Genomic DNA, 22,312 nt, shown 5'->3' with positions numbered 1-22,312 from the left:
GGAATGCTAGCGGCAGGCTTGGGACTTCTTTCGGTGTGCAGGACCAAAATGGGCCATTAGACCAATTTATGCGGAGGGATATCTGATCCGTAACGGGAAGCATAAGAGTCGGCATTCAGGGAGTGGTGATCCCGGAACGAATCGTAAACGGCTCGTTCTTTCTCCGGATCCGCATCCACCAGGACGAGCAGAAAGCCGTCGTCTACATAATCCCGATACGTGATCGCCTCCTCCTCGCTGAAGCCGAGGCCCACCAATCCGCCGACAAGCCCTCCGGCTCCCGCACCAACCGCAGCACCTGTCAATGCCGCTACGATCGGACCGGCCGCCAGGATGGGACCGATGCCGGGAATGGCCAATGCTCCGATTCCTGCCAGCAACCCGGCGGTTCCACCAAGAACGCCGCCTGCTGCAGCTCCCGTCGTCAAGCCCTCGGTCAGCTTCGTCTCCGCTGCCGGATGGCTCACGCCTTCGATATCCTCGCTGCCCCGACCGACGACGGAGATCTCATTCTCCGTATAGCCTTGGCGCTTCAAAGCCTCGATGACACGAACCGTCTCTTCCTCGGTGCGAAACACACCCACCAATTTCTTGTTCATGAGAGTTCCTCCTTGTTGTTCGGGTTAGCTTGTATTACCCGAACGTAAGGGCTTTCAAACCTCTCCAGCCTAGAGCATGCTCCAACCTCACCCGGTTTACTCCAGGTTTAAGCACGCTCTAGGCACTGGACTCTCCGTAGGTGGAGGAGGCTTGCGGCTCCTCCTCCCCGGTACGTTCAAGCAATCGACGTATGAGCGGGCCCTTCACAGGCTTGGCCATGAAATCGGCCATTCCCGCAGAGAGACAGCGCTCGCGCTCTTCCTTCAAGACATTCGCCGTCATGGCAATGATGCGGGGCTGCTCACCCGGTGGAAGCAGGCGAAGGATCTCCTTCGTCGCCTCAATTCCGTCCATCTCCGGCATCTGAATGTCCATGAAGAGGACATCATATGGCTCGGATAGGGTCATCTCCACGGCTTCCTTGCCCGTCTCCGCCAGTTGGACACGATGGCCCATGCTCTCCAGAATGCGCACCATGAGCTTTTGGTTCACCGCATTGTCTTCCGCCACCAGAATGCGAAGAGGACGAAGAACCGGGGAAGGCGATTGCGATACCGGGGCGGCAGGAGCTGCCTTATAGGCCTCCAATTGAGCGAGCTGCTCGGCTTCCACCTTGTCAGCGTAGATCGTGAACAAGAACGTTGCTCCGGTCTCCGCCTCCGGGTCAACGCGGATTTCCCCGCCCATCAATTCGATGAGGGTTTTGCAGATGGCCAGACCCAGACCCGTTCCTCCGTATTTACGTGTCATGGAAGAATCGATCTGAGAGAACGGCTTAAAGAGCCGGTCCAGCTTGTCCTTTGGAATCCCTACACCGGTATCCTTTACGACAAACTCCAGCTTCACGCGGTTTTCCTCGTCCTCCAGCAGGCTCACTATGACATACACGCTGCCGTTCGTGGTGAATTTGACCGCATTGCCGACCAGGTTGATCAGAATCTGCCTTACGCGGGTAATATCGCCCATGATGAAGGATGGGAGCTTCGAATCGAGGTAATATTGCATATCCAGGTTGCGCTTGCGCGACTTGGCCGTGAACAGGTCGAAGGTTTCCGCGACGCAGGTTTCGAGCGCGAAAGGCTCATTCTCCAGCTCCATTTTGCCCGATTCAATTTTGGAAAAGTCCAGAATGTCGTTAATGACAGACAAAAGCGCATCGCCGCTCTTGCGAATCACCTCCGCCAACTCCCGCTGATCCGGCGTAAGCTCTGTTTCGAGAAGCAGATCGGTCATGCCGATGACTCCGTTCATGGGAGTGCGAATCTCGTGGCTCATCATCGCAAGGAACTCCGTCTTGACCTTGGAAGCGATCTCCGCCGCTTCCTTCGCCTGAATCAGCTCGCGCTCGCTCTTCTTCCGCTCCGTGATGTCGCTCACCGTGATGGCAAAGAGATGCTCGTCCCCAATGAAGGCTTCCCCAATTTGAATTTCTGCAGGAAAGTCATCACCGTTTCGGCGATGCAGAGCCAGCTCGCTCAGCTTGCCGGTGACGTATTTGTGAGTCGGCGTTCCTTCCCCGCGGCAGGTCTCCAGTTGGCAGATCGAAGGAACCAGCCGCTTGATGTGCTGACCGAGCAATTCCTCTTCCTTGAAGCCGAACATCGTCTCCGCCGCCGGATTGATCTTCAGAATGATCCCTTCCTTGTCGAAGGTAATCATCGTATCGATGGAGGTTTCCCGGATCACGCGCGCCTGCGCTTCCGCCTTGGTCAGGTTGTGCGCGGTCAAGAGAAGCTCGCGGTTCGCCTTCTCCAGCTGCAGCGTCTGCTCATGAAGCAGCTCGGTCTGGACCTGCAGCGCCTTGTTGGTGACATACAGGCTGACAAACCCTTCGATCTTCGACTTCAGGGCCTGGGGGATGAACGGCTTGACCATGTAATCGATCGCGCCGACGGAATAGCCGGTGAAGACCTGCTCGGTCTCCTTGCTCGTGGCGGTGATGAAGATGATCGGAATGTTCTTGGATTTCTCGCGCGCCTTAATAAAGCGCGCCGTCTCGAAGCCGTCCATGCCCGGCATCTGCACATCGAGCACGATGACCGCGAACTCCTCCTTCAGCAGGCAGCGCAGGGCCTCTTCCCCGGAGGACGCCCGGACGAGGTTGTAATTCTCCTCGGCCAGCACGGCCTCGATGGCAAGCAGATTTTCCGGATGGTCATCCACCAGCAGAATGTTGACGGGCTCTAGAAATGCCATCGTTCTTCCCTCGCAATCATCGAATTTTCCGGTACAGCCGTTCGCTCGCGTTCAGGGGCTGGTAGCTGTCGGAATGATGGGTGAAGTTGATCGACTCCCGATTTCCAAGCGCCAAATACCCCTTCAGGCTTAAGCTTTCGTAGATGAGCCGGTGAACCTGATCCTGAAGCTCCTTGTTGAAGTAGATCAAGACATTGCGGCAAAAGATAACGTGAAACTCATTGAACGACTGATCGGTGACCAAATTGTGCTGGGCGAATACGGCATTCTGCAGCAGCTCCGGCTGAAACACCGCATAGTCGCTTTTGACCGTGTAGTATTCGGAAAACTCGCCGCTCCCCCCCGCAGTCAAGTAATTGCGGGTGTAATCGCGCATTTTGCGCAAGGGGATGAGGCCTTTGCGCGCCTGCTCCAGGGAGTCCTCGTTCATATCCGTCGCATAGAGTCGCGCCCGGTCCAGGAGCCCTTCCTCATGGAGGAGGATCGCCAGGGACAGCACCTCTTCTCCGGTCGAGCACCCGGCATGCCAGATGCGGATCTGCGGAAGCGCCGCCAGATAGGGGACGACCTCCTTGCGGAACAGCTGAAAGAGCTCCGGATCACGGAACATCTCGGTGACGCTTACTGAAAGACTGCCGATAAGGGCCTTCATCTCCATCGGATCATGCAGCACCTTGTCCTGCAGGCTCGAAACAGAGGGGAGCCGGAGCGCGTGAATTCGGTGCCAGATGCGGCGACGGAGCGAAGATGCGGCATAATCCCGGAAGTCGTAGCCGTATACGCGAAAGATGCCTTCCAGCAGCAGGTCAATTTCAATGTCCTCCACTTCCTCCTGTGGGGTGACAAGGCGGGGGGTGTACAAACGATCAGTCATGTCCATCTCCTTATTTGTATAGCCACACGTTGAGCAATTTCACCAACTGTGCCGTATCAATCGGCTTGGCCATGTAATCGGAAGCCCCATTCTCCATGCAGCGCGCACGGTCCTCGCGCATCGCTTTGGCGGTTAGGGCGATGATGGGGAGTTCGGCAAAGGCAGGCTGCTCGCGAATGCGGCGCATCGCCTCGTAGCCGTCCATCTCCGGCATCATGATGTCCATGAGCACGAGATCGAAAGCCGGATTCGCCCGCAATTGCTCCAGCGCTTCCAGGCCATTCTCCGCGAAGGTCACCGTCATGCCGCAGCTTTCGAGAAAGCTGGAAAGGGCGAAGACATTGCGGATGTCATCGTCCACCAGCAGGATCGACTTGCCGGCAAACCGGGAGGTCTCCAGCCTCGCCTCCTCCCCCTCGACCGTCTCGTGCTCCTGAATAGAAGGAGCAGGAGGGCCGGGATGAGCCGGTGCGTTCGAAACGGAGCGGGTTTCCAGCTCCCCTGCGGGAGCCGCTTCCCGATGCGCTTGCTCCAGGAAGGCAAGGTCGGCAGGCGCCAGCTCTTCCCGGTATTGAGGAATGGTCAGCGTAAAGGCGCTGCCCTTGCCTGGCTCGCTGTGCAGACGAATCGACCCTCCCAGCAGCCGTGCCATCTCCAGGCTGATGGACAGCCCGAGTCCGGTTCCGCCGTAACGGCGGCCTGTCGTTCCATCCGCCTGGCGGAACGCCTCGAAGATCAGTCCCTGCTTCTCGGCGCTGATCCCGATCCCCGTATCCTTCACCTCGAAGGCAATGCTCGGGGCTGCCGTTGCTTCAGACGACTCCCCTGGGGGGATCGCGGCCGACACCAGCAGCGTAACCGAGCCCTGCGGGGTAAACTTGAACGCATTGCCGAGCAGATTCTTGAGAATCTGCTGGAGCCGCTGGGCGTCGGTATAGAGCATCGGTGGAACCGATGGGGCCAGATCGACCCGGTAGTCGACGCCGTTCTTCGCCGCAAGCGGAGCAAACAGCTGGCGCAGATGATCCGTCAGGTCTGCGAGCGACACGGCATCCGGGTGGACCTCCATCTTGCCGGACTCGACCTTCGACAGGTCGAGGATGTCGTCGATCAAGCGCAGCAGGTCGCCGCCGGACGTATGTATCGTCTCCGCGTACTCCCGCTGCCTCGCGCTCAGGTTGCCCTCCTTGTTCTCCGAGAGCAGTTGGGACAGGATGAGCATGCTGTTTAGCGGCGTTCGCAGCTCGTGGGACATGTTGGCGAGAAACTCGGTCTTGTACTGGGAGGACAGAGCAAGTTCCCGCTTCTGCTGCTCCAGCACACGCTGGTTCTCCTCCAGTTCGCCCTTCTTCTCCTCGATGATCCGAAGCTGCTGCTCCAGCCTTCCATTGGAAATTCTCAATTCCTCCTGCTGGGTGAGCAGCTCCTCCGATTGGTGCTGCAGCTCCTCAGACTGAGTCTGCAATTCTTCTGCAAGCGTCTGCGAGACATGCAGCAGCTCTTCAATCCGCTTGCGGGAACGGATGCGGCTCACGCTGGCGCCAAGCACCTCCACCAGCTTCTCCGCCAGCCTCGTCTCCCGTTCTGCATAAGGACGAAGCGCCGCCGCCTCGAAGACGCCGATCAACTCTCCTTCATGCAGGATCGGCACGAGCAGCAGATCAACCGGCTCGGTCTGTCCGGTGCCGGAGCCGAGCGTCACATAGCCGGGCGGGAGCCCGGTCACCCGCATCTCCTTGCGATCGAGAGCGCACTGGCCGACCCAGCCTTCCCCCAAGCGGAAGCCGCGTTCTTCCGTTGCCTCGAAGGCGTAAGCCCCCGAGCGCTCAAGGAAACGAGGGGTGCGAGCGTCGGCGGCTTGTCCCCCTTGTCCCGCATCCGCATCAGGGCGAAGCAGGTACACGGCGCCGTAGGCGGCACCGATCAGCGGCACGACCTCGCTCGCGAAGAGCTGGGCGGCTTCGTTCGACTCCGAGGAGGCCTGCAGCAGCTCCAGCATGTGCGCCAGGCTGGCGGAGTGCCAGCCTTCCTCCTCCAGCCGGAGCGTCAGCTCGCGCTCCTTTTCCCGCCGGATGGAGAGGTCCCGCATCATCTCGTGAAAGGCAATCGCGATCTCGTCGAACTCGTCGGGGCGAGCCGGCGGAGGGGGAATGTCGTCGGCCCGGTACCGGCCGTTCGAAATCGAGGCGACGAGCGCCGACATTTCGCCGAGCCCTCCGGAGATGCTGCGAATGAGCCAGAGCACCACCGCAACACCCAGGAAGAGGGCAACGCCGGTCATGCTTCCCGTCAAAAACAGCATCCGCTGGTTGGCTTCATTGATTTGATCCAGTGCGGCGTCCATCTGCTGCTCGTGGTAGTTGCTCAATTGAAGCAGCGACTCCTGCAGCGCGTTCTGATAGCCGAGGCCGACCTCCGCACGCAGCTGGACGGCCCCCTTCAAGTCATTCTGATCGATGAGTTCGTGAAGCTCTACCACGTAGTTGGAGAAGTTGGTCCAATCCCGCGATGCCGCAAGCGACAAGCTCTGCTCGCGAGGAGAATCATTCGACAGATCGCTGAGCCGGGAGAGGGTTCGCTCCGTGTTCGCCTTGCGCTCGCTCAGATGAGCAAGCTCCTCTTCCACGCGAATCGAGCCGCCCTGGTTGAGGATATTGGCAATATGCTTGGCCATCTCATTCATGCTGAGACGGGCGGAGGTGGCATTCGATACCCGCTCGTAGCGGTCTCGGTAGACCTCATCCACGTCTGATCGAAGCTCCGAAAACCGGTTGATTCCCACCCCCGCAATGGCAAAGAGCAGGATGATCAACACCCCAAAGCCGATAAAAAGGCGTGTTCGAATCTTCATTTTCATAGGTCCACCGTCCGAGTCAGGATTTCGAGACTGCGACGAGATAAGTACCGCTACTTTGTTGACAAAACTCCCGAAACCGTGGAGCTTTTGTCAACAAAAGCGGATACTAATTTCCTCGCTGCTCCTTAGCCGTCACCATCACCATGCACATGTCATCATGATGATCCTTACGAATGCTCTCGGGAAGAATGCGTTCCAGAATGCGATCGAGATCGGTTCCTCTGGCAGCGGTCAGCTCCTCCATCAAGTCGCCGCCCGCTTGCTCCACCGCCTCGAGAAGGCCGTCCGTAAACAGAAACATGCGACAATCGCCGTCGTACTCGATCCGTGCCTTGGCGATGTCGATCTGATCGAAGAAGCCGACGGCGCAGGACCCCTTGTCCAGGAGCGTCGTCTCGCCGTTCCCGGTAAGCAGCAGCCCTGGCGGGTGACCGGCATTGACGTATTCCACGACCTTCCGCTCGGTGTCGATCACGAGGTAGATCGCGGTGAAGTAATAGTGGATGAAATGCTCCTTGCTGTACAGCTGCGTCATGTATCGGTTGAGCTCGTGAATGACCAGCTCGGGATCGATGAGACGGGTGATGGTGTCCTTGAGCACCGACGAGATGAACATGCAGACGAGGGACGACGAGATGCCGTGCCCCATCATATCCAGCAGGATCACGCCATAGCGATGCTCGTCAATGCGGTACCACGAGTACATATCCCCGGCCAGCTCGAAGGACGGATAATAATTCGCGCTCACCCGGATGATCTCGTTGTCCACCGGCTCGCTGAGTACGCTTCGCTGCACCTGCTTGGCGAGGTCGAGCTCGTTGCGGATGCGGCGGTCGCGCTCGATGTGCCAGTCCATTTCCTTCTTCAGCCGCAGGGCGGAACGAATGCGCGCCATGAGCTCCACCTTGTTGATCGGCTTCATGACATAGTCCATCGCCCCCGCATCGAGGGCTTCCGCCAGCTTGTTCGAATCGCCGAGAGCGGTCACGATGATGATGGGGATGTCCTTCAGGCGTTCCACCTGCTGAATGCGGCGGCAAGCCTCCAGCCCGTCGATCTCGGGCATCATCATGTCCATGAGGATGAGGTCCACATCCGATTCCGGCGGTTCGCCGGATTCGACGCCCAGGTGCTTGTATAGCTCATAGGCCGAGCTGACCGCCAGGCAGTCCTCGTAGCCTTCGCTCTTCAATATTTTTTCGATGATGATCAGGTTAACCGGATTATCGTCTACAATCATAATTCTCATGCAGCTCTACTCCTTCGGGAAACCTCACCATCGGTTTCCATAATGGGCCCATAGGAGGCCCTCTTTCATCTAATGGCTTCCCTGTTCCATGTAGGCTTGAATCCTCTCCAGGAAAAGCACTCCGTAGCGCAAAAACTTCGCTTCCCCGACGCCTTTAACGGACAGCATGGAGCTTCGATCCGTTGGCAGAAGCACGCTCATCTCGCGAAGGGTGCTGTCGGGGAACACCACATAAGGCGGAACGTGATCGCGCTCGGACAGCTCCTTGCGCAGCTTCCGCAGCTCCTCGAACAGCTCGGCATTGCCTTCTTCCTCCCGCCGAACCGCGATGCGGCGTCTCTGCAAAACGGATTCTTCCCCGCGCAGCACACGCGCAGCCTTCGGGCTCAGCTTGAGCACCGGGAACTTCCCTTCGGTCAAGGTCAGGTAGCCCTCGGCGCTAAGTGTATGGATGAGATCGGTAATTTCTTTTTCCGTATGGCGGCTCATCAGTCCATAGGTCGGCAGCTCGTCGAATCGGAACTGCCTTACCTTCTGGTTGCGCGAGCCCTTAAGCACCTGGCTCACCAGCGCCGCACCAAAGCGCTCCTTCATGCGATAGATGCAGGAGAAGATCATCTGCGCTTCGCGCGTCAGATCCGCTTCCTCCACCTCATCGCTACAATTGCCGCAGTTGCCGCATTCCTCCGGCGCTTCTTCCCCGAAGTAATTCAGGATATACTTCCGAAGGCAGCGGGTGGTGTGGCAGTAATCGACCATCCCCTGCAGCTTGCGGTATTCATTCGTGCGCCGTTCCGGGTCGCCGATGCCCTCCTCGATCAGAAACTTCTGGATGATCGTATCCTGGGGACTAAACAGGAGGATACACTCCCCCGGCTCGCCATCGCGCCCGGCACGGCCCGCTTCTTGGTAATAGGCTTCCATGTTCTTCGGCATGTTGGCATGGATGACATAGCGGACGTTCGACTTGTCGATGCCCATGCCGAAGGCGTTGCTTGCCACCATGACGCGGATATCATCGTAGAGGAAGCGTTCCTGCGCCTCCTTCCGCGCCCCGTCGGAGAGCCCGGCATGGTAGCGTCCGGCGTTGATGCCCTTCTTCACCAGGAGCTCGCAAAGGGAATCGACCTCCTTGCGAGTCGCGGCATAGATGATTCCCGCTTGATCGGCCCTCTCCCGGATGAACGAGAGAAGATAATCGTGCTTGTTCTCCCCCTTGACCACCGAGAACTTCAGGTTCGTGCGATCGAAGCCTGTCAGGTAGACTTGATCGCGCGGAATGTTCAGGTGGGCCAGGATGTCCGAGGTGACCTCGGGGGTTGCCGTCGCCGTAAAGGCGGTGACGCGCGGACGCCCCGGCAGCTCGGCGAGCAGCTCCGCGATCCGGCGGTAGCTCGGGCGAAAATCGTGCCCCCACTGCGAGATGCAGTGCGCCTCGTCAATCGCCACCATGGAGATGGGAAGCGAGCGAAGCAGCGAGCGGAAGCTCTCGAGCTCCAGCCGCTCCGGTGCGATGTAGATCAGCTTGTATTGGCCGAGCGACGCTCCGCGCAGCCGTTTGCCAACCTCTGAGCCCGAGATCGAGCTGTTGATGAAGGTGGCGGGAATGCCCATCTGAGTCAGAGAGTCGATCTGGTCCTTCATCAGGGAGATGAGCGGGGACACGACGAGGCTCACGCCCGGCAGGAGAAGAGCCGGAATCTGATAGCAGATCGACTTTCCTCCTCCGGTCGGCATAATGCCGAGCACATCGTGACCGTCTAGAATCGAGGAGATCAACCGATCCTGCCCCGGACGAAACGAAGAATAGCCATAATACCGTTCCAACAGTTGCCTTGCCTCTTCCAACAACGAAGTAGCCTCCTAATCATGTAGGGTTATCCAAACGAGAGCGTACTTCAAGCCCGATCTGCGTGATGACGATCTTTCACATGGGCTGAGAAATACGCTCGTACGAGTACCGCTTGTCTCTCCCTACCATACCGCATATCGCCGGGAGATGAAAGCCGCGGCAGCCCGGCTTGGGCACCCGCATCCAGGAGGTTATAACGAAAAACAGAACCACCCGGCTCAGGGGCAGTTCTGCTTTTTCCGGTGTGTGAAGGGTTCTCCTTAAACGTGTTCCTTACAGCTTGTACACGGACTCGGCTTGCGGACCGCGTGCGCCGTCTACCACGTTAAATTCAACGCGTTGGCCTTCCTCCAGCGCTTTGTAGCCCTCTTGCTGAATCGCGGAGAAGTGAACGAACACGTCGTTGCCTTCGTCAGGAGTAATGAAGCCGTAGCCCTTTTCTGCGTTAAACCATTTAACCGTTCCCGTTTGCATTCGATAATTCCTCCATTTGTACGTAGATCCAGAGCCTGCTCCGAATCGAGCACGCTGCCAGCCTTTATGTATGCCGTCTAGGAACAGCGGCGGATCGGAACTTGTGATTCTGGGAAAGCCGCTCCCTATTCTGGTACAGCACAATTATGGTTACCCTGCTTTTTCACCCTTGAAACACTCCGCCCGAAAAAAAGTATAAATCTCATTGCAATAATATGAGCTCTTCGATCACTCCGTACAGAGCGGCTTTGTAGGTAAGCTCCATGAATGAATGACGGTATTGTTCTTTTTCAATTGGCTAAACCTTATGGCGTCCTTGGTCTTTAGGTCATGAAAGAACCGATAATAATCCTTCTCCAGGGTCTCCCAATCCCCATAGTTTCCATCGACAACGGATGGTTCAGGCAGAGAGCTTCCATTCGTTTTGTTATACAGAGTTCCATTGGAAGATTGCCAATCGGGAACTTTATCTTTCCAATCCGCATAGAGAAACCCTCTCCACTTGTCCCCTAAAGCTGACTCTAATAAGTTCTGATTCCCTGGATTGGCCCTCCTGAACATGTCTAGCCTATGAAGATCATCATTAATGAAGATATTTCCACAATTCGAACACTGATAAACCGTTTTTAAAAGGGCGGACAGCAAGGACCGGATTCTCATGGAAGCTTCTTCTTTATCCCTTGAAGACGGCCCCGAGTTCTCAATCGCATCGTCAATCTCGTCGAAGAGATCAAACTGATCTTGGTCAGACAGCAAATATCCCTTATAGGATAAATAGTCCGTGTTATCGTGTATTCTTTGCCCACACTCACATCTAAAATTCATTCGTTCACCTCGGGCTGACTGCCACTTATAATAGGGCTGTTCCTTCCAACGCATACCTCAATTTAAATCCTACTCCATTGAATTCTACTATATTTTGGAGTCTTCCTGCCCATTAGCTTCATGAAGCATCGACGGGTTCTCTGACCCAAGGCTCTCAACGAGAAAAAGCCGTATAAATGCTCACTCATGTCACTTCTAGCATTTGCCACCCTCATTCCCTCCATAACACCCGTTGACAGATTGCAAGGCGGTGTTATATACTCCAATCTATAGTAAATCCAACTGAATAGCTTGGTTCTTCTTATTAAGAGTGGCGGAGGGAAAGGCCCGATGATGCCCGGCAACCGTCTCGTTCTTCTGGACGAGAAAATTGGTGCCAATTCCTTCGGAGTGATCGACTCCGGCAAATGAGAAGGGACCCGAACTGCAACCGTTCCAAGGCCCTTTTTCATAAGAAAAAGGAGCCTTTTTTTGTTGAAGAAGACCCGCCGAGCACTTGGCCTGCCCTTCGGAGCATTCCGATTTTCCGGGCAAACCCGGAGCTTGCGCCTTCGTTTGGACCTCGTCTTTTTATAATTCCATCAATTTCAATGGGATTACCATACTATAGGAAAGGATGGCCCGCCCTTGATCCGCCTAGAGCAGCTTCACAAAAGTTATACCGTTGGCAGCAAGACCGTTCCCGCGCTTGCCGACATCAATCTGGCGATTGAGCCTGGAGAAATCTTCGGCATCATCGGCCACTCGGGCGCCGGCAAGAGCACGCTCGTGCGATGTATCAATCTCCTCGAGCGGCCGACTGGGGGGCGGGTGATCGTCGGAGAGACTGATCTCACCACCCTGACCGCGAAGGAGCTGCAGCAGGAGCGCCGCAAGATCGGCATGATCTTCCAGCATTTCAACCTGCTCTCCTCCGCCACCGTCCAGGACAACATCGCCTTCCCGCTTCGCCTCGCGAAGCGCCCGAAGGAGGAAGTTGACCGGCGTGTGAGCGAGCTGATCCAGCTCGTCGGCCTCGAGGAGCATCGAACCAAATTCCCGGCCCAGCTGTCCGGCGGACAAAAGCAGCGGGTCGGCATCGCTCGGGCGCTTGCCGCAGATCCGAAGGTGCTCTTGTGCGACGAAGCCACCTCGGCTCTCGATCCGCAGACCACCGCCTCGATCCTCGCCCTGCTGCGGGACATCAACCGCCGCTTCGGCCTCACCATCGTGCTCATCACGCACGAGATGCAGGTCATCCGGGCGGTGTGCGACCGGCTCGCCGTCATCGAGAGCGGGCAAATCGTCGAGACCGGACGAGTGCTCGACGTGTTCCTGAAGCCGCAGCATCCGACGACCCGCGAGTTCATCGAGCAGGTCGAAGATTCAGCGGAGCTTCGGGAGGTGCTGAAGCACGAGAAAGCCGCGGGAACGCGGAACATCGTGCGCATCACCTTCATCGGCGAGAAGACCTACGAGCCGGTTCTCTATGAGAGCATGCGCGAGGCGGACGTCTCCTTTGCCATCCTGCAAGGAACGATTTCCCGCATGAAGGATACGCCGTACGGTCAGCTGGTCGTCGAGCTGAACGGCACAACGGAGCAGGTTGAAGAAGCCATCCGGCTCCTTCTTGCCCGCGGAGTGGAGGTGGAGCGCTTATGACAACCGGATTCCTCTCGGTCGGACTGGCGATTACCTTCTCGAACATTCCTTGGCCGCAGATTGGCGAGGGACTTGTCGCCACTCTACTCATGCTGCTCTTCTCGCTTCTCTTTACCATCCTGCTCGGCCTGCCTCTCGGAATTTTTCTCTTCCTGACCTCACCGGGACAGTTTCTGGAGAACAAGCCCGTTTACGCCGTACTCTCCGTCGTCGTCAACATCTTGCGCTCGGTTCCCTTCATCATCCTGATGATCGTCATCTTCCCGGTCACCAAGTGGATCGTCGGAACAACCATCGACGTCCAGGGGGCCATTCCGCCGCTCGTCTTCGCCGCTGCCCCGTTCTTTGCGCGCCTCGTGGGGACCACGCTGCGCGAGGTGGACCGCGGCGTCATCGAAGCCTCGCAGGCCATGGGGGCGAGCCGTCTCCAGATCGTCCTGCGCGTGCTCTTGCCGGAAGCGCGTCCCGGTCTGATCGCCGCTGCAACCATCACCGCCGTCAACCTGGTGTCCTACACGGCCATGGCCGGTGCTGTCGGCGCAGGCGGTCTCGGCGACCTGGCGATTCGCTTCGGCTATTACGGCTTCAAGCCCGGCATCTTGATCGTAACCGTCGTCCTGATGGTCGCTCTCGTCCAATTGCTCCAGACCCTCGGAGACCGACTGGTTCGCCGCTACAGCCGCAAATAAGCAAGATGGGTTCTTTTGAAAACAAGGTTCAAAAGGTTCTTCCTATTAAATAGCTCTACAAAACAAATCATTTGGAGGGGTTCTACATGAAAAAATGGTTGGCACTCGGCGTTACCCTGGTTCTCGCGACAAGTTTGGCCGCCTGCGGCAAATCCGATAAGACGCTCAAGGTCGGAGCGACGGCGGTTCCGCATGCGGAGATCCTCGAACACATCAAGCCCGCCCTCGAAAAAGAAGGCATCAAGCTGGAAGTGAAGGTCTTCAATGACTATGTGCTTCCGAACACCCAAGTGGCCGAGAAGGAGCTGGACGCAAACTTCTTCCAACACGTTCCTTACCTCGAGCAGCAAAACAAGGAACGCAACCTGACCCTCGTCAACGTGGCCGGCGTCCACATCGAGCCGATCGGCCTCTACTCCAGCAAGATCAAGTCGCTTGACGAGCTGGCAGACGGCGCCACCATCGCCGTTCCCAACGATCCGAGTAACTTCAGCCGCGCGCTTCTTCTGATCGCCAAAGCCGGTCTGATTGAGCTGAAGGATGGCGTTGGCTACTCCGCTACGGAAGCCGACATCACCGTGAACAAGAAAAACCTGACCTTCAAGGCGCTGGACGCCGGCATGATCCCGCGTACGCTCAGCGAAGTGGATGCCGCCGTCATCAACACCAACTACGCTCTCGAAGCCAAGCTGTCTCCGTCCAAGGACGCCCTGGTGCTGGAAGACAAAGATTCGCCTTACGTGAACATCCTCGTTTCCCGTGAAGACAACAAGGACTCCGACGCCATCCAAAAGCTGGCCAAGATCCTCAACTCCGAAGACGTGAAGAAGTTCATCCAAGAGAAATACGGCGAAGCCATCGTTCCCGCATTCTGAGTTAGCACCCAAAAGCCACCCCTCATTTCTGAAATGAGCGGGTGGCTTTTTCACTAGCTATTCTCAGAGAGACGAGACTTGGGGGCTCCGCTATGACGCTCTTTTTCGCCGTGATGTCGCTCGGCTATAGCCTAAAATAGCTGATCTTCAAGCGATTGCATCACAGCGATTCGACCGTTCCACGGGCTTGCAAACACGCTCTAGGTCATTTTCTTAATTTTCGCACAAATCCTCCACGGTCAGAATCAAATATGATACAATAGGGCCTAACGGTTTGAAAATGCCGGTTTCGGTTTAATGATTTCTAAGTCTGCCTTGCTTTGTATATCTTAGAGATACAGGCTTCATAAACTGCGACTCATGGGGAGGAAACCGTAGTGGCCAAGAAAACCGATGAAGTAAAGGAAAGCCTGATTGAACTCGCCCGCATTTATCAGCCGAAAGACGCCCGGGCCTTCGTGAACGATTTCGTTCGCAAGTACCGGATCACCAAAGGATACGAGGATGAACTCACCCAGCTCGTAAAAACGGAGATGAGCAAGCTTCGCATTCCCGTTTAAGAAGCCGGCAAGGGCCTCCCGATCGGGAGCATGCACGCCTCATCACCAACATTACAAAACCAACAAAACCGGGAGCATCAGGCGACAAGCCGTGATGCCGTCCCGGTCTTTTTTTGTTTTGTCGCGGTACGGCTCCCCTCTCCTATCCAGCAGCGGTTGTGCCGAGGGCCTTCCCCGATTTTTCCCCTTGTTCAGCTTGGTTATGTCCAATTTTCGACAGCGGCCGTGAAGCTTGCTGCAAAAGCTTTCCTTATATTGTCCCGCTTCCCTCCGCTATGTTACAATTTGAGTCATGCATGGACCTTTACAGCGCGTTTACACGCCGCTGATTTTTGCCTGCGAACGGACCGCAAGCTCCTTCCGGCATGAAGAAACTCGTCCAACCGGTTCGATACCCGGTTTCATACCAAGCTCTTAGGAGGATTTACGTGCTTATTATTGGAATTGCCGGCGGGACCGGATCGGGAAAAACAACCGTCGCCCGCTCGATCATTGAGAGGCTCGGGGAAGACAACGTCGCCTTGATCTCGCAGGACAATTATTACAATGACGGCTCCGCTCTCACCTTCGAGGAACGGACCCATATCAACTACGACCATCCGGATTCCTTTGACAATACCCTTCTGATCCAACAGCTGCTGGAGCTGAGGGCGGGGGTCCCCATCGATATGCCGACGTATGATTTTACGACCCATACGCGGTCTTCCCGCACGGAGCGCATCGAGGATCGTCCCGTCATCATCCTGGAAGGGATGCACGTCCTGGTGGACAAGGAGCTTCGCGATATGCTCGACATCAAGATTTTCGTCGATACGGAATCCGACGTCCGCATTCTCCGCCGCATTCTTCGCGACATCAACGAGCGCGGCCGGACGCTCGAATCCGTGCATGAGCAATACATGCATTCCGTGAAGCCGATGCACGATGCCTTCGTCGAACCGTCCAAGAAATATTCCGACATCATCATCCCCGAAGGCGGGGAAAATGAGATTGGGATTTCCTTCATCACAGCCCGCATCGAGCGTTACCTGTCCGACTTGTAGCCGATGCGAACCACATGGTTCGCCGGCTTGACCTTCGGTTAACCTGACTTCTCTTATTCTTAAGCGCCTCTCTGCATAGAGCGGGCATGCAACCCCCATGACGGCCGATTGGCCGGAATCCGGTTGCGTGCTCACTTCAGGCAGGAGGCGTTTTTTGACTTTTTGGTATCTTTAGATGTTCTTCACATTCCGTTGCCTCTCTCCTAACAATGCTTTAGTATACTGGACGAGCACATATCTGGATAATAAAGGAGAGAACGCGAAGAATGAAATTCGTTTGGCACAAGACGAAGAAGCCTCTCAGCTTGATGCTTGCTGTAGCCCTGCTCGCCAGTTCCCTGCTGCCTTACGGCTTGTCCAGGGTCCTCGCTTTACCGGACGGTCAGCAAGTGGTCATCAGCCAGCTTTACGGCGGCGGCGGCAACAGCGGAGCCGTCTACAAGAACGACTTCATCGAACTCTATAATCCTACTGATTCCGACATCAGCCTCGACGGGTGGAAGGTCTACTACGGATCCGCTAGCAAGAGCGGCGGCTTTACTCAATCCACAGACCTGACCGGAACCATTAAGGCCGGCAGCTATTACTTGATCAAGGAAGTCGGCAATGCCACAGCAAACGGTGCCGATCTGCCGGTCGCTCCCGATGCCGCCGGTTCGCTCGATTTGAGCGGAACGAAGGGCAAGGTTTCCCTGCGCAATGCGGCCGATTCCCTCATTGACCTGGTTGGGTATGGAACCATCACCGGCGGCGTAGACGGCGTGGACTTCGAAGCCGCTTCGGGCCCCGGCCTCGGCAACTCCACCGCCGCCATTCGCGGCGAGGCTGCCGTTGCAGGTGCTCCAGCCGGAAATCGCGGCCTGGATACCGACAACAACAGCACCGATTTCACGGCCGGAACCCCTTCGCCGCGGAATAGCAGCTATGTGCCGGAGCCTTCCAACAAGGCCGCAGCCGTCACGGCTGACCCGCAGCCGAACCGTTGGCCGGCCGGGACTTCCATCTCGCTCAGCTCCTCCACGGTCGGTTCGGTCGTCTATGCCAATACCGGCAACGGGTTCATCAAATATGACGCCCCTCTCACGCTGAACGGCTCCGTGACGATCGCAACCTATGCGGCCGCGCCGGGGTTTGTCAACAGCAACACGTCCAATCTTTCCTACAGCCTTCTGGAGAAAACCACGGTAGCGGAGGCACGAGCGTTTCAGGATGAAATCAACGTCTGGACCGAAGGGGTCATCACCCACAAGAACGGTGCTAAAACCTACATTCAAGACGGCACCGCCGGTCTTCTCCTGTACGGATTCCCGGATTTTGCCCAGGTGGGAGACCGCGTAGAAGTACAAGGCACCCTTGATTATTTCAACAACCTTCAAGAAATCAAGGTGCAGAACGATCTTGCCGCACCGAAAGTAACGCAAGCTGGCGTCGGAGCCCCGGCTCCTAAGAAAGTCAGTGCTGCCGATCTTGCCCCTGCCAAGGGCGAGAGCGTAGAGAGCCAGCTCGTCTATCTGGAGAACGTCACCATCAAGGAGAAGAACGGCTCGAACGTAACCGCCGAGGAAAACGGTCAATCGTTCATCATTTACTCCTCCCTCCCTGCCCTTCAGCCGGGAGCGACCTTCAGCAAAATCATTGGAGTGGTTGAGCAATACAACACGAACTATCAATTCATTCCGCTGAATGAAGGCTCCTTGATCAAGGACACCTTCTCCGTCATCGCAACACCCGGCTCCGGTGTGATCGTAACCGGCAACTCCGTTGCCCTGACGAGCCCAACCGTAGGAGCCGCCATTCACTACACCGTAGACGGAACCAATCCTACGGTGAACAGCCCGGTGTACAGCACCCCAATCGTCATCACGAAGAACATCACCCTCAAGGCCATCGCGGTGCTGGGGCAAGAAGTCAGCTCGGTGTACAGCTTCTCCTACGAAGCAGTCCCCTCTGAACTGAAGATCTTCGACATTCAGGGAGAGACCCACAACTCGAAATTCGCCGGTCAACAAGTGAAGGCCATTAAAGGCATCGTAACCCAATATGCCTACACCTTCGCTACCGGCGCCTACAAAGGCTTTTACATGCAGGATGCCATCGGTGATGGCAACGTCAACACATCCGATGCCATTCTCGTCTATTCCACAGACGAAGCCAAGAAACCCGCTATCGGCGATCTGGTTTCCGTCGACGGCAGTGTAACGGAATACAACGAGGGCAGCGGTGACAACCTGACCACCACTCAGCTTGTTCCCACTACCTTCTCCGTCCTCTCTCAAAAGAACGATCTGCCCGCACCGATCGTTCTCGGCAAGAATGGACGACCCCTTCCTTCTTCGATTATCGACAATGACAGCTTTGGCAAGTTCGATCCGCAAGAGGATGCCATCGACTTCTTCGAATCGCTCGAAGGAATGCGCGTGCAGTTGCCGAAGCCGACCATTCTCAGTCCCTATTGGACGAGCGGCTCGGGCAGCAGCCTGCTCTACAACATCGCCACCCGCGTCGACAATGGCGCTGGAGACCTGATCTCTCCCGCTGGAGGCCTCGTGCTGAAGGGGGAAGACAACCTGAACCCGCAGCGACTCATCATCTCGTACGGCAACCCGGGTCAAGAAGTGAACACCGGCGATACCTTTAGCGCCGATGTGAACGGAGTTATCGGCTACAATAACGGGGCCTTCAAGGTTATTCCGGCCGCCGGCTCCCTGCCATCCATTCAGGAAGGCTCCTGGAAGCCGGAAACCCTCACGCTGAAACCGGATGCCGCCAAGCTGCTCATCGCCAGCTACAACATCGAGAATTTCAGCGCGGCAACAAGCCCTGACAAGATCAATAAGCTGGGGATTTCCATCGCACAAAACATGAGCAAACCCGACATCATCGGCCTGGTGGAAATGCAGGACAACAACGGAGAGAAGGACAACGGCGTTGTGGACGCCGATCAAGGCGCCGCCGCTCTCATTGCCGCCATCAAAGCCGCCGGCGGTCCGGAGTACCTCTACACGGACATCGCCCCGGTGAACAATCAAGACGGTGGGGCGCCGGGAGGCAACATCCGTGTCGGCTTCCTGTACAATCCCGCTCGCGTCTCCCTGGCGGAAGCCGTGAGCGGCACCAAGGGAACGGCAACCACAGCCGTCGCTTATGACGCCGCCCAAGACAAGCTCACGATGAACCCGGGCCGCATCGATCCGACGAACTCCGCCTTCAACAGCTCGCGCAAGCCGCTCGCGGCCCAGTTTGTCTTCCAAGGCGAGAAGGTCATCGTCATTGCGAACCACTTCAATTCCAAATCGGGCGACACGAAGCCCTTCGGCATCCTTCAACCGCCTACGCTCGCAAGCGAGCAGCAGCGCCATGAAATCGCCAAGGTCGTGAACGGATTCGTCAAAGGCATTCTGGACGCGAATCCAAACGCGAATATCGTGGCTCTCGGCGATCTGAACGACTTCCAGTTCACCGATACGGCCAAGCTTTTGAAAGGAAACGAATTGAACAATCTGATTGACAAGCTGCCGGCCAATGAACGCTACACTTACACGTACGACGGCAACTCTCAGGTACTCGATCATATTCTCGTCAGCCGGAACCTGACGGCTCTGTCCGAAGTGGACGTCGTCCATTTGAACGCCGACTTCGCCCCTTCCAAGGGACGGGTATCGGATCATGATCCCGTTGTCGCCCAGATCGACCTGAAGCATGAGGACGGCTTCCCGCTCACGATTCTGCACACCAACGACACGCATGCCAATCTGGATACGACCAACTCTCCGAACAACATCCTGCGTCGGGTTACGGCCATCAAGCAGGAAAAAACATGGGGAACGCCGCTCCTGCTTGATGCGGGGGATGTCTTCTCCGGCACGCTCTATTTCAACAAATATGATGGTCTCGCCGATCTCGAATTCATGAACCTGGTCGGATATGACGCCATGACCTTTGGTAACCACGAGTTTGACAAGGGTTCTCAAGTGTTGGATACCTTTATGAACAAGGCCAAGTTCCCGTTCGTCTCCTCGAACGTCAATTTCTCGGCAGACGAATTGCTGAGCAAGCGGGTGACGAACGAAATCACGAACACCGCTCAGGCGGGCCGCATCTATCCCGCCATCATCAAGAACGTACAGGGTGAATCCATCGGCATCTTCGGGCTCACCACGGAGGATACGGCGAACATCTCTTCTCCGGGAGCCGTCACCTTCGAGGATCATGTGAAGAAGGCCAAGGAAACCGTCGCCGCTCTGCAGGCGAAGGGCATCAACAAGATCATCGCCGTGAGCCACCTCGGCTACGATGTCGACCTGAACCTCGCCAAGCAGGTGGAAGGCATCGACATCATCGTAGGCGGTCATACCCACACGAAACTGGATGAGGCAGTCGTGGACAACAGCCATGCCGCTCCTACCCTCATCGTGCAAACCGGGGAAAAGGGCTTGTTCCTCGGCAAACTGAATGTCCGCTTTGATGAGAACGGCGATCTGCTTGACTGGGATGAAACGCTCATCTCCATCGATCAGAAATCAGACGGCAAAACGTACGATATTCCAGAGGATGCAGAAGCCAAAACCATTCTCGATACGAAATACAAGCCAGGCATCGTCGAAATGTCCTCCCAGGTCGTCGGACAATCCGACATCGTCCTGGATGGCCTGCGTGAGAATGTGCGGACCAAGGAAACCAATCTCGGCAACTTGATCGCCGACGGCATGCTGAGTGCAGCCCAGGAAGCGAAGTCCGGTGCCGTGATCGCCCTGCAGAATGGCGGGGGCATCCGCGCCTCGATTGATGCAGGTCCCGTCACCCAAGGGGAAGTGCTGACCGTCCTCCCGTTCAACAACGATCTGGTCACCATCTCGGTAACCGGTCAGGAGCTGAAGGACGCCCTGGAAAACGGGGTCTCCAAGATCCCTGCAGCCGACGGACGCTTCCCGCATGTAGCCGGCATGCGATTCTACTATGATTCGACCAAGGCAGCGGGCAGCCGCATTCAGCGCATCGAAGTGAAGGAAGACGGCGTTTACCGCCCGCTCGACCTCGCGAAGACGTATGTGCTCGCCACCAATGCCTTCACGGCCCAAGGCGGGGATTTCTATGACTCCTTCGCCAAAGCCTACAAAGACGGGCGAGTGAACCTGTTGTACCTGCCCGATTATGAGGTCTTCACCCGCTACCTGGTTAAGCTGGGCAAGGTAACCGCAGCCAACAGCGGAGTGGAAGGCCGGATCGTGGACCTGAAGGGCAATCCGTTGCCTTCCACCAGCCCGTCGCCGACCAGCAACCCGACTTCACCTGTTTCAACTCCATCGCCGACGGCAACTCCGACGCCAACGCCGACTGCGACTCCGTCCGCACCGGTTGTCGTGAGCCTGACGCCTGAAGTCATCACTACCCAGGGCAAGCAAGTTGCAGCGGTCACCGTGTCGGAAAAGCAAGTGAAGGACGCCCTCGCTGGCAAAAAGACCACCCAGCTTGAGCTGAACGTTGCGAACAGCCCGTCTGCGGATGAGGTGAAGGTTACTGTCGATCGTGCAGCCCTCGCCGCTCTCTCGGCGCATACCGGCCTCACGACGCTCGTCTTCACGACACCGCTCGGCGATTATCATCTGCCGCTTGCTCAGCTCGCCGCATCGGGGGTCTCGCCGGATGGAAGGATTAGTCTCACGTTCACCGTCAGCTCCCAATCGGCAGCCATCACCCAAGCGAAGCAAGCTGGAAAAACGGTCCTGGCCGCAGCCGACTTCCAGGTGACGGTTACGGGGGAAGACGGGAAGGTGACCGAGCTGACCCGCTTCAACCAATACGTAGAGCGGGCATTGAAAGCGAGCGGAACCTCGGGCAGTCTGGCTGTCGTTCGTGCCGAGCTGAAGGCGAACGGCACGCTCACCCTGGAGCCGGTTCCGTTCCGCACCGAGAACGGACTCATCCGTATTTACAGCCGCAGCAACAGCACGTACCTTGCCCTTCAAAGCAGCGCGTCCTTCTCCGATCTGACCGGTCACTGGTCCAAATCGGAAGTTGAATCGCTCGCCGCACGCTTGATTGTACAGGGCAAGAGCAGCACGAGCTTTGACCCGAACGCAGCCTTGACGCGTGCGGAGTTCTCCGCGATGCTTGTCCGCGCCTTCGGTCTCACCGCTTCCGGCGAGGCTCCTCGCTTCTCCGATGTGGCGGCAAGCGATTGGTATTCGGCTTCCGTCCAGGCAACTGCTGAAGCAGGCATCGTCTCCGGATATGAGAACGGAACGTTCCGCCCGAACGCTCGAATCAGCCGGGCGGAGATGGCCACCATGACGCATCGGGCTATGGCCCTTGCCGTATACTCCGGCAAGGCAAGCAGTACCTCCTTCCAGGACGGCGCCGCCATCCCGGCATGGGCATCCGATGCAGTCAAGGAGTTGTCCGCTCTCGGTTTGGTGAAGGGGGATACGGAAGCCCGCTTCCGTCCTCAAGCCACTGCCACCCGGGCAGAAGCCGCAGCCCTTGTGAAGCGGATGCTCGATCTTCTGAGCTTCGACTTCTAATCCGCAGCCACCGCATCATGATTCATCCGATTCATCCCTATTCAAACAAGGCGCCT

Annotated in this window: 14 protein-coding genes and 1 riboswitch; of the genes, 6 read left to right on the top strand and 8 right to left on the bottom strand. The window is 57.0% G+C overall.

Going from position 1 to position 22,312, the window contains the following annotated elements; genetic code table 11:
- Window positions 1–56 precede the first annotated feature (56 nt).
- From AAFN83_RS08735 to AAFN83_RS08700, 8 genes are all read right to left on the bottom strand, one after another.
- Complete coding sequence (locus AAFN83_RS08735; RefSeq protein WP_347768608.1) at window positions 57–599, bottom strand: general stress protein; 543 nt, start codon at window positions 597–599, stop codon at window positions 57–59.
- A gap of 118 nt (window positions 600–717) precedes the next feature.
- Entirely contained in the window at window positions 718–2,796 is a 2,079-nt protein-coding gene (locus tag AAFN83_RS08730) for a response regulator (RefSeq protein WP_347768607.1), read from the bottom strand.
- A gap of 16 nt (window positions 2,797–2,812) precedes the next feature.
- Window positions 2,813–3,670 carry a CheR family methyltransferase gene (locus AAFN83_RS08725; RefSeq protein ID WP_481810494.1) on the bottom strand — a complete coding sequence of 286 codons (858 nt, stop codon included), beginning with the start codon at window positions 3,668–3,670 and terminating at the stop codon, window positions 2,813–2,815.
- A 10-nt stretch (window positions 3,671–3,680) separates the two neighbouring features.
- Window positions 3,681–6,521 carry a response regulator gene (locus tag AAFN83_RS08720; RefSeq protein WP_347768605.1) on the bottom strand — a complete coding sequence of 947 codons (2,841 nt, stop codon included), beginning with the start codon at window positions 6,519–6,521 and terminating at the stop codon, window positions 3,681–3,683.
- Between the two features lie 112 nt (window positions 6,522–6,633).
- A complete protein-coding gene (locus AAFN83_RS08715) occupies window positions 6,634–7,776 on the bottom strand; it encodes a SpoIIE family protein phosphatase (protein WP_347768604.1) in 1,143 nt (380 codons plus the stop codon).
- 69 nt (window positions 7,777–7,845) lie between these two features.
- Window positions 7,846–9,627, bottom strand: a complete 1,782-nt coding sequence (gene recQ / locus AAFN83_RS08710; protein ID WP_347768603.1) for a DNA helicase RecQ — start codon at window positions 9,625–9,627, stop codon at window positions 7,846–7,848.
- A gap of 274 nt (window positions 9,628–9,901) precedes the next feature.
- Window positions 9,902–10,102, bottom strand: coding sequence for a cold-shock protein (locus tag AAFN83_RS08705; protein ID WP_347768602.1), 201 nt, complete (start codon window positions 10,100–10,102; stop codon window positions 9,902–9,904).
- A 228-nt stretch (window positions 10,103–10,330) separates the two neighbouring features.
- Window positions 10,331–10,981, bottom strand: a complete 651-nt coding sequence (locus tag AAFN83_RS08700) for a hypothetical protein (protein WP_347768601.1) — start codon at window positions 10,979–10,981, stop codon at window positions 10,331–10,333.
- Between the two features lie 244 nt (window positions 10,982–11,225).
- A riboswitch (SAM riboswitch) is annotated at window positions 11,226–11,341 on the top strand.
- A gap of 213 nt (window positions 11,342–11,554) precedes the next feature.
- Here AAFN83_RS08700 and AAFN83_RS08695 point away from each other — a divergent pair.
- The 6 genes from AAFN83_RS08695 to AAFN83_RS08670 all read left to right on the top strand — a co-directional run bounded on the left by AAFN83_RS08695 (window position 11,555) and on the right by AAFN83_RS08670 (window position 22,256).
- On the top strand, window positions 11,555–12,568 hold the full coding sequence (locus AAFN83_RS08695) for a methionine ABC transporter ATP-binding protein (RefSeq protein WP_347768600.1): 1,014 nt from the start codon (window positions 11,555–11,557) through the stop codon (window positions 12,566–12,568).
- A complete protein-coding gene (locus AAFN83_RS08690; RefSeq protein WP_481810493.1) occupies window positions 12,565–13,257 on the top strand; it encodes a methionine ABC transporter permease in 693 nt (230 codons plus the stop codon). Before AAFN83_RS08695 ends, AAFN83_RS08690 begins: the two co-directional genes overlap by 4 nt.
- An 86-nt stretch (window positions 13,258–13,343) precedes the next feature.
- Window positions 13,344–14,132, top strand: coding sequence for a MetQ/NlpA family ABC transporter substrate-binding protein (locus AAFN83_RS08685; protein ID WP_347768599.1), 789 nt, complete (start codon window positions 13,344–13,346; stop codon window positions 14,130–14,132).
- 377 nt (window positions 14,133–14,509) lie between these two features.
- The gene (locus tag AAFN83_RS08680) at window positions 14,510–14,692 is read left to right on the top strand and encodes a hypothetical protein (RefSeq protein WP_347768598.1); all 183 of its coding nucleotides are present in this window, start codon (window positions 14,510–14,512) and stop codon (window positions 14,690–14,692) included.
- A gap of 428 nt (window positions 14,693–15,120) precedes the next feature.
- A complete protein-coding gene (gene udk, locus AAFN83_RS08675) occupies window positions 15,121–15,735 on the top strand; it encodes a uridine kinase (RefSeq protein WP_347768597.1) in 615 nt (204 codons plus the stop codon).
- Window positions 15,736–16,001: 266 nt separating this feature from the next.
- Window positions 16,002–22,256, top strand: a complete 6,255-nt coding sequence (locus tag AAFN83_RS08670) for a 5'-nucleotidase C-terminal domain-containing protein (RefSeq protein WP_347768596.1) — start codon at window positions 16,002–16,004, stop codon at window positions 22,254–22,256.
- Window positions 22,257–22,312 lie beyond the last annotated feature (56 nt).

The sequence above is a fragment of the Gorillibacterium sp. CAU 1737 genome (assembly GCF_039888655.1).
In the GTDB taxonomy this organism is placed as follows: domain Bacteria; phylum Bacillota; class Bacilli; order Paenibacillales; family NBRC-103111; genus Gorillibacterium.
This window is presented reverse-complemented; position numbering and strand designations above follow the sequence as displayed.

Coding starts and splice junctions, on each gene's coding strand:
- AAFN83_RS08670 (WP_347768596.1), top strand. CDS start 16,002: ATGAAATTCGTTTGGCACAAGACGAAGAAGCCTCTCAGCTTGATGCTT.
- AAFN83_RS08700 (WP_347768601.1), bottom strand. CDS start 10,981: ATGCGTTGGAAGGAACAGCCCTATTATAAGTGGCAGTCAGCCCGAGGT.
- AAFN83_RS08715 (WP_347768604.1), bottom strand. CDS start 7,776: ATGAGAATTATGATTGTAGACGATAATCCGGTTAACCTGATCATCATC.
- AAFN83_RS08735 (WP_347768608.1), bottom strand. CDS start 599: ATGAACAAGAAATTGGTGGGTGTGTTTCGCACCGAGGAAGAGACGGTT.
- AAFN83_RS08690 (WP_481810493.1), top strand. CDS start 12,565: ATGACAACCGGATTCCTCTCGGTCGGACTGGCGATTACCTTCTCGAAC.
- AAFN83_RS08705 (WP_347768602.1), bottom strand. CDS start 10,102: ATGCAAACGGGAACGGTTAAATGGTTTAACGCAGAAAAGGGCTACGGC.
- AAFN83_RS08720 (WP_347768605.1), bottom strand. CDS start 6,521: ATGAAGATTCGAACACGCCTTTTTATCGGCTTTGGGGTGTTGATCATC.
- AAFN83_RS08730 (WP_347768607.1), bottom strand. CDS start 2,796: ATGGCATTTCTAGAGCCCGTCAACATTCTGCTGGTGGATGACCATCCG.
- AAFN83_RS08685 (WP_347768599.1), top strand. CDS start 13,344: ATGAAAAAATGGTTGGCACTCGGCGTTACCCTGGTTCTCGCGACAAGT.
- AAFN83_RS08725 (WP_481810494.1), bottom strand. CDS start 3,670: ATGACTGATCGTTTGTACACCCCCCGCCTTGTCACCCCACAGGAGGAA.